We start from the raw sequence: 8,798 nt of genomic DNA, 5'->3' as shown, positions 1-8,798 counted from the left end.
GGTGGCCGCTGGCGCCGCGGGAGCCGGACCGGCCGGGACCGGCTGAGCCAGCGATTGCGCCGGTGCCGGCGATGTTTGTGTCTGGGCCGAAGCAGGGGATGCGAGCCAGGCGGCCGCCAGCATCGCGGCGGCGACAAGGCTTGCTTGGAAGGTCTTGGTCTTCATACTTCGGCCCAGTAGCGAATGAGGTTGTGATAGATACCCGTCAATTTGACCGTTTCGGGATCGTCACGCCCGAGCCGTTCCACCAGCGCCTGAATCGCGGTGTCGAGGTCAAAGATCATGCTCCGGGCTTGATCGTCCCGTATCATGCTCTGGAGCCAGAAGAAAGACGCAACCCGCGTTCCCCTCGTCACCGGCGTGACCAGATGGAGGCTGGTCGAGGGATAGAGCACGCAGTCGCCGGCTGGCAACTTGACTTCGTGCGAACCGTAACTGTCCTCGATCACAAGTTCGCCACCGTCGTACTCATCCGGCTCGGCGAGGAACAGCGTGACCGACAGGTCTGTGCGGATGCGAAGGCCGGTCAGGCGGTCGCCACGGATCGCATTGTCGACATGCAGGCCGAAATGGTGGCCGCTGCTCGCCGCATAGCGGTTGAACAGCGGCGGGAAGATCTGGAGCGGGATCGCCGCCGCGATGAAGCGCGGGTTCGACGTCAGCGCCGAGATGATGCGGTTGCCGAGCTTGCGCGCGACCTCGCTGTCCGGCGGCAATTGCTCGTTGCGCTTGACCATGGCCGACTGCGCGCCGGCGGTGGAGCGGCCGTCCTCCCAATCGCTGGCGTCCATGATGCGGCGGAAATCCGCCACATCATCCTTGCTGAGAACGTTTTCTATGCATGTCAGCATGAAACTCGTTGTTGCTCCATCAGTAGCGCGCGGAGAGCACCACATAGGCGGCACGGCCCGGTGCCTCCAGCACGAACGGTGCTGCGCTTTGGTACAGCGCGTCGTAGTAGCGCTTGTCGAAGATGTTGTTCACGAACAGCTTGAGCTTCCAATGCTGATCGAGCTTCGCCTCCGCGAACGCGTCGAAGCGCCAGTAGCTCGGCAGCGACGTGCCCTGATTGGCCGCGAGCAAAGTGCCGCCATAGATCTTGGAACGGTATACCGCCTGCCCGCCCAGTTCCCAGGTGTCGTTGAGCTGATATTTCGACAGCAGGCTGAACGACTCGTGCGCGATATTGGCGAGCGGACGCCCGACATTGGTCGGATACAGTGTCTTGTTGGCCGACGGCGCCAGCGACTGCGTCACTTCCGACTGCATCAGAACGAGACCGCCGAACACACTCCATCTGTCGGTGATCTTGCCACCGACGCCGAGATCGATACCGCGGATGCGGTAGGCGGCACCGGCCGTGATACAAGGCACCGTGCCGGTGGTCGCTGGAACGGTCACTGGATAAGGACAGGTCGCAGTTGCCGTCGCCGCAGTGATATTCTGCGACTCGCGTGCGTTCTCCTTTTCAGTCTGGAACAGCGCCGCCGTCAGCAACAGGTGACGGTCGAACAACTCCCATTTCGTGCCGACCTCGATCGCCTTGTTCTTTTCCGGCCCGAAAATCTGGTTCGGATTGCCGTTGAGGACCGGCGTGAGACCGCCATAGGCTGTGCTGGTCCCATCGAACTCGGCACCGACGGGATTGGCTGAGGTCGCATACGCCACGTAGACGCTGCCGTTCGGCAGCGGCTTGAGCGTGAGGCCGAGATTGAAATTCGGAATCAGGAACTCGGCGGATTGCTGGCCAAACCGGCTCACCCCACCGATCGTTCCGTATCCCGACGTGTTGATCTTGTAATTGTCGTAGCGAAAACCGCCGTTGAGGATCAGCAGGTCATGGTAGTTCGCGCTATCCATAACGTAGCCGCTGACGGTGTCGATGCCGATCTTGGTCGGCAAACCTGAAAGCGATGGGATTCCGAAGGGCAGATACGTGTTCTGAGGAAAGAAGACGCTGGTGTTGGTCGGCGAGCCCGATGGGCTCGAGGGAATGCCGGTGGCCTCCGAGGTCAGCCCAAGATACCTGTCGATCGACGACCGCTCACGATCGACCTCAATACCCGCAAGCGCAGTATGCTTGAACCCCGCCCCGTCCAGGAACTTGTAGGTCGCCTCCGTCTGGTTGGCGAGCACGTCGGTGATCTGAAAACGGCTCTGCGGGTTGGACGTCAGCGTCGAAGCTGAGAGCGGGTCCTTCAGCGAGGGCGCTTCCGGCAGCGTTCCGATGTAGTTTTGGGTCGAACGCGACGCGCGAAACTTGTTGCTGATCATCAGATCGGGGGTGATCTGCACTTCCGCGTTGATCGTGCCGATGTCCTGGCCGGTCCGGAAGAAATCGCGATTGACGAAACCGTACCAGTTCTTGCGGCTCGCTCCGAAATCCGGGAACGGACCGCCAGCGGTGGACGCGATGCTCGGCCGATAATAGGGCACGCCGAAGTCCGGAAGACCGGTCAGTTCGGTGTGGATGTAGTTGCCGGTGACCTTGATCGTGTCGGTCGGCTTCCAGGTCGTGGCGACGAAGGCGCCGTTCCGGTTGTCGGTGACGTAGTCGCGGCCAGCGACATTGGCATCCTGAAACAGGCCGCCGACACGAACGGCGAGCGTCGGGTCGATCACCTGGTTGACGTCGAGGGTGACACGCTTGGTCTGGTCGGTGCCAAACGTCGTGTCCATGTTGTAGAAGCTCTTTTCCGTCGCCGCCTGCTTGGTGACGATGTTGATCGCGCCACCGGCGACACCGCGGCCGGAAAAAGTCGAGCCGGGACCGCGCAGGATCTCGACCTGCTCGGTGAAGAAGTTTTCACGCACGCTGACGCCGGAGTCACGAACACCGTCGATGAAGATGTCGTTGCGCGCGTCGAAGCCACGGATGAAGAAGCGGTCGCCGAACGCGTTGCCGCCCTCGCCCGAGCCGAGCGTCACGCCGGCCGTGCTGAGGATCGCCTGCTTCAGCGTCGTGGCGTTCTTGTCCTCGAGGACTTCCTTGCTGAGAACCGTGATCGACTTGGGAGTGTCGACCAGCTTCTCCGGGAATTTGCCGCCGGCCTGCACGTGATCGACCTTGTAGGGCGCAGCCGGATCCGCATAGGGATTTGCGTCGGCGGGACCCGACGGGGTGACGGGAGCCGTCTGTTGGGCCTGCTGGCGCTGCGCGGCGCGGCGAAGCGCGTTGCGGGCGCGGACCTGCTCCGGCGAAGGCTTCGAGGCCACCGGACGCGGACGCTGCACCGGAGCATCGACCGTCACCGGCGGCAGGTTCGACTGCTGCGCCTCTGCGCCGCTCGACACCGTCGCGACAGCGATCAGGCTTGCAACGGCGGAAACCGTCTTGCCAGCAGCTTCGAAATTGTTGTCAACCGACTTTCTCAACGCAGCCGAACGCAATGACCGCGGTGACCTAACATTCCCCATTTCACGCCCCACTTCCTCAACGACGATTGGTCGCATTGCGACAACGCGACGCAACGGTGCTAGCGGGAGCATTAATGGGGGTCAACGAGAGCAGAGCAACACTCCGGCTGAATCCGTCCATTTCAAAGCAATTCTAATCTCGTCGAGGTCTGCAGTTTCAAACGGTTCTAAACTTGAAGCGTTCTAATCTGCTTCTTGATTGCTGTGATCGCGCCGCTGCTGCGTCGACACATCATTGATGTGCTTGACGGAGACGGGGATGCGAACAACAGGGCGGTGCTATCGCTCGGGCAAAATCTGGTCAATGCGACTGATCCGTCCGCACATTTCAATTTGTCCAGATCGGACTGCGTGCAGACTTCGATGTTCGAGCATTCGATCTCGCGCAGCCAGCGCATCGCAGAAAACGTGTACGGCCCCGCCGGCACTCACTCAGTCGCTGCTCGGCGGCTTCATCAGCGAGAACAATTCGTCGACGGTTTTCTGCGCGACCGCGCGCACGCGATCGGTATTGTCCATGCCGGCGATGTTGACGCCGTTGACGACGGCTTTGATCTCGTCGCGAAAGTCGGTGAGGAAGCGCAAGGGATCGCGCTGCTCGTTGGCGACGCGTGCGATCAGCCCCGTGATCAGAATCTGACACGCGATCAGCTTGCCGTTCAATTCGTCCATCCCTGCGCTCCATTTGTGGCGGCGCCGATATGACCGATGCTGATTTTCCTGACAATCGAAACGGCCTCTGCGCGATTTAGAACCATTCTCGTAACGCACCGGCGTGGTGGTCTTCCGCGCGGCGCCTCTCAGTGCCGCCCACACGGTTTGCGGGCATGTACAGGGTTCGCACGCAGATCGTTCGAACCCTGAAAATGCAGGCATTGCACACCGCCGCGCCAGACTGCTGCATGCGGTGCAAAGCTTTCCAATTGTTTAGGATTCTCAACTGATAGTGCTGTTTACACTGGAACTTGGCGTGTATTATACAAGCGCGCTGGAACCCTATGATTGCCCCATAATTCGTAGCTTGGGGGCACGAGCGCCGCCGAGCCGATATGAAAAAAACACGGCCGATCCTCTGGATTCTCATCATCGCGGCCGTGGCCTCCGCGAGTTACTATGGTTGGCAGAAATTCGGCTCGCCCGCGACCGGAAAAACCCAGACGGCCCAGAAGGCTCCGCCTCGCCCGCAGGCCGTTCCCGTCAGCGTTGCGCCGGTTCAGAAGACGGACTTCCCGGTCTACCTGACCGGTCTCGGCACGGTTCAGGGCTTCAACACCGTCCAAGTCCGCAGCCGGGTGGATGGTCAGATCGACAAGCTCGCCTTCCGCGAGGGCCAGATCGTCCAGCAGGGCGAGCTTCTGGTCTCGATCGATCCCCGCCCCTATCAAGCCGCGCTCGATCAGGCCAAGGCCAAGAAAGCGCAGGACGAGGCGAACCTCGCCAACGCCAATCTCGAACTGCAGCGCGCCATGAGACTCGGCGAATTCGCGACCGCACAGCGGGTCGATACCCAGCGCTCCACTGTCGCCCAGCTCACCGCCCAGATCGCCGCCGACGAAGCGGCAATCGCCAACGCCCAGACCCAACTCGACTACACGCAGATCAAGGCGCCGATCACGGGCGTCGCAGGGCTGCGCCAGGTCGACATCGGCAACATCGTCAACGCCTCGACGCAGACCGGCATCGTTACGATCTCGCAGGTCGAGCCGATCGCCGTGATCTTCACGGCACCGGAAGACCAGCTCCCCTATATCACCGAAGGCCAGCAGGGCGGCGCGCTCAAGGTGATCGCCTTCACCACCGACGGCAAGAAGACGCTGGCCGAAGGCAAGCTCGCGGTCATCAACAACCAGGTCGACACGACCAGCGGGACTATTCGGCTCAAGGCGGTGTTCGACAACAAGGACCACACGCTGTGGCCGGGCCAGTCGGTTTCGACGCGTCTTCTGGTGCGGACGCTGAAGGATGCGACCGTGGTTCCCGATGATGCGGTCCAGCATTCGACCAACGGCCTGTACGCCTATACCGTCAATCAGGACAACAAGGCCGAAGTGCACAAGATCAAGGTCAGCTATGGCATCGATGGACGTTCGGTCATCGATGAAGGCCTCACGCCCGGGCAGCAGGTCATCACCGGCGGTCAGTTCAAGGTGCAGCCTGGAAGCCTCGTCTCGACAGCGGTGGCGAGCTCGGATCCGGCCCAGAACAAGGTTCGACACGAATGATCGCGGGCGGGATTTCGGCACCCTTCATCCGTTATCCCATCGGCACCTCGCTGCTGATGGCCGGCATCCTCTTCGTCGGCCTCGTCGCCTACCCCCTGCTGCCGGTCGCGCCGCTGCCGCAGGTGGACTTCCCGACCATCCAGATCACCGCCAACCTTCCGGGCGGCAGCCCCGAGACGATGGCCTCGTCGGTGGCGCAGCCGCTCGAGCGGCAATTCGCCCAGATCCCCGGCATCGCCCAGATGACCTCGACCAGCTATCTGGGCACGGCGTCGATCACCATCCAGTTCGACCTCAATCGCAGCATCGACGGCGCGGCCAACGACGTTCAGGGTGCCATCAACGCCGCCAGCGGTCAGCTGCCGAAGAACCTGCCCTCGCCGCCGACCTACCGCAAGGTCAACCCGGCGGACGCCCCGATCCTGCTGCTGTCGGCGACCTCCGAAACACTGCCGCTGACCAGCGTCAGTGACGCCGTCGACGCCCAGCTCGCCCAGCAGATCAGCCAGCTCTCCGGCGTCGCGCAGGTCTTCATCGGCGGCCAGCAGAAGCCGTCCATCCGCGTTCAGATCGACCCGGCGAAACTCGTCGCCAAGGGCCTGTCGATGGAGGACGTTCGCAGCCAGATCGCCATCACTACGGTCGACAGCCCCAAAGGCAATATCGACGGGCCCAAGCGCGCCTACACGATCTACGCCAACGACCAGCTCACCCACGCCAAGGACTGGAACGACGTCATCATCGCCTATCGCAATGGCGGCCCCTTGCGAATCCGCGACATCGGCCAGGCCGTCAGCGGCGCTGAAGACGCCAAGCAGGCGGCCTGGGCCAACGGCAAGCGCGGCGTGTTCCTGGTGATCTTCAAGCAGCCCGGTGCCAACGTCATCGAGACTGTCGACCGGATCAAGGCCACCCTGCCCCGGCTGGTGGCCGCCATTCCGCCCGCAATCAAGATCGAGCTGATCAGTGACCGCACCACGACAATCCGTGCCGCGGTCGAGGACGTCCAGTTCACGCTGCTGCTGACCATCGCGCTCGTGGTCATGGTCATCTTCATCTTCCTGCGCAGCTTCTGGGCGACGGTCATCCCCACGGTCACGGTGCCATTGGCGCTATTGGGCGCGTGCGCCTTGATGTGGGTGGCCGGCTATTCGCTCGACAATCTGTCGCTGATGGCGCTCACCATTGCGGTCGGATTCGTGGTCGATGACGCCATCGTGATGCTCGAGAACATCACCCGCTACATCGAGGAAGGCGAATCCCCGCTCGCGGCCGCCTTCAAGGGCTCCAAGGAAATCGGTTTCACCATCGTCTCGATCAGCATCTCGCTGGTCGCGGTGCTGATCCCCCTGCTGCTGATGGGGGGCATCATCGGGCGCCTGTTCCGCGAATTCGCCGTGGTGCTGGCGATGACCATCTTCGTCTCGATGTTCGTGTCGCTGACGCTGACGCCGATGATGGCCTCGCGCTTCCTGCGCGCGCATGGCGAAGTGACCCACGGCAAGTTCTACCAATGGAGCGAGCGCGCCTTCGACGGGATGCTGCGCGGTTACGAATATGTGCTCGACCACGCCCTGGCGTGGCGCCGCACCACGCTCGCGATCTTCTTCGCCACGCTCGGACTGTCGATCTATCTGTTCGTCCTGATCCCGAAGGGCTTCTTCCCGCAACAGGACGTCGGCCTGATCACGGCCACGTCCGAAGCCTCGCAGGACATTTCGTTCAAGGAGATGGTCAGACGCCAGGAGCAGCTCGGCAAGATCATCCTGGCCGATCCCGATGTTGCCAGCGTTGCCATGGCGATCGGCGGCAGCGGACGTGCCGGCAACAACGGCGCCCTGTACATCACGCTCAAGCCTCGCGACATGCGCGAGGCCTCGGCTCAGCAGATCATCGCGCGCCTGCGTCCGCAGTTCGACAAGGTCGAGGGCGCACGCCTCTACATGCAGGCGGCCCAGGACGTCCGGCTCGGCGGCCGACCGACCCGCACGCAGTTCGAGTTCACCCTGCAGGACGCCGACCTCGCCGAGCTCAACGACTGGGCGCCAAAGATCCTCGCCAAAATGCAGACGCTGCCGGAGCTGCGCGACGTCGCGACCGACCAGCAGACGCAGGGCACGACGGTGCAGCTCAAGATCAACCGCGACACCGCCTCGCGCTACGGCATCCAGCCGCAGATGATCGACGACACGCTATATGACGCCTTCGGCCAACGGCAGGTCACGCAGTATTTCACCCAGCTCAACACCTACAAGGTGATCCTCGAGATCCTGCCGGAGATGCAGGGCGATCTCGACAGCCTGAACAAGCTCTATCTGAAGTCGCCGCTGACCGGCGAACAGGTGCCGCTGTCGACCTTCGCGACATGGACCACCGATCCGGTCCGCCCGCTCTCGATCAGCCATCAGGGTCAGTTCCCGGCGATCACGATCAGCTTCAACCTCGCGCAAGGCGTCGCGCTCGGCCAGGCAACTGAGGCCGTGCAGCGGGCGATGGCCGAGCTCGGCGCGCCGCCGACACTGAATTCGAGCTTCCAGGGCACCGCGCAGGCGTTCCAGCAATCGCTCGGCACCGTGCCGCTGTTGATCCTCGCTGCGCTCGTCGTGGTCTACCTGATCCTCGGCATCCTCTACGAGAGCTACATCCATCCGATCACGATCCTGTCGACCCTGCCCTCGGCCGGCGTCGGCGCGCTCGCGATCCTGATGGCGGCCGGCTTCGACTTCAGCCTGATCGCGCTGATCGGCATCATCCTTCTGATCGGCATCGTGAAGAAGAACGGCATCATGATGGTCGACTTCGCGATCGCCGCCGAGCGCGACGAGCACAAGACGCCGGCTGAATCGATCCGCCAGGCCGCGCTGCTGCGCTTCCGCCCGATCATGATGACGACGATGGCCGCGCTGCTGGGCGGCGTGCCGCTGATGCTCGGCCACGGCACCGGCGCCGAGATCCGCCAACCGCTCGGCTACGCCATGGTCGGCGGCCTGATCGTCAGCCAGGCGCTGACGCTGTTCACCACGCCGGTGGTTTATCTCTATCTCGACGAGCTCAACAACTGGTTCTCGGGTTGGGGCCGTTCGGGTGACGGCGAAGGCGACGAGGCGGCCGAGCACCGCAGCATCAAGCAAGCCGCCGAGTAAGCTTGCGCCGCGCCTT

5 protein-coding genes are annotated in these 8,798 nt (G+C 62.8%); 2 read left to right on the top strand and 3 right to left on the bottom strand.

The window, feature by feature from the left end; all coding sequences use genetic code 11:
- Window positions 1-161 precede the first annotated feature (161 nt).
- The 3 genes from CWO91_RS13955 to CWO91_RS13945 form a co-directional block, all read right to left on the bottom strand.
- Entirely contained in the window at window positions 162-851 is a 690-nt protein-coding gene (locus CWO91_RS13955) for a Fe2+-dependent dioxygenase (protein ID WP_091888537.1), read from the bottom strand.
- 19 nt (window positions 852-870) lie between these two features.
- Window positions 871-3,417: a TonB-dependent receptor gene (locus tag CWO91_RS13950; RefSeq protein ID WP_130213976.1), complete on the bottom strand. Its 2,547-nt coding sequence runs from the start codon at window positions 3,415-3,417 to the stop codon at window positions 871-873.
- A 432-nt stretch (window positions 3,418-3,849) separates the two neighbouring features.
- Window positions 3,850-4,089, bottom strand: coding sequence for a hypothetical protein (locus tag CWO91_RS13945; protein WP_025035676.1), 240 nt, complete (start codon window positions 4,087-4,089; stop codon window positions 3,850-3,852).
- A gap of 377 nt (window positions 4,090-4,466) precedes the next feature.
- Here CWO91_RS13945 and CWO91_RS13940 point away from each other — a divergent pair, with 377 nt between their 5' ends.
- Both CWO91_RS13940 and CWO91_RS13935 read left to right on the top strand, forming a co-directional pair.
- Window positions 4,467-5,639 carry an efflux RND transporter periplasmic adaptor subunit gene (locus CWO91_RS13940; RefSeq protein WP_130213975.1) on the top strand — a complete coding sequence of 391 codons (1,173 nt, stop codon included), beginning with the start codon at window positions 4,467-4,469 and terminating at the stop codon, window positions 5,637-5,639.
- Entirely contained in the window at window positions 5,636-8,782 is a 3,147-nt protein-coding gene (locus CWO91_RS13935; protein ID WP_130213974.1) for a multidrug efflux RND transporter permease subunit, read from the top strand. Before CWO91_RS13940 ends, CWO91_RS13935 begins: the two co-directional genes overlap by 4 nt.
- Window positions 8,783-8,798: the final 16 nt, after the last annotated feature.

The organism is Bradyrhizobium genosp. SA-3 (genome assembly GCF_004212635.1).
In the GTDB taxonomy this organism is placed as follows: domain Bacteria; phylum Pseudomonadota; class Alphaproteobacteria; order Rhizobiales; family Xanthobacteraceae; genus Bradyrhizobium.
This window is presented reverse-complemented; position numbering and strand designations above follow the sequence as displayed.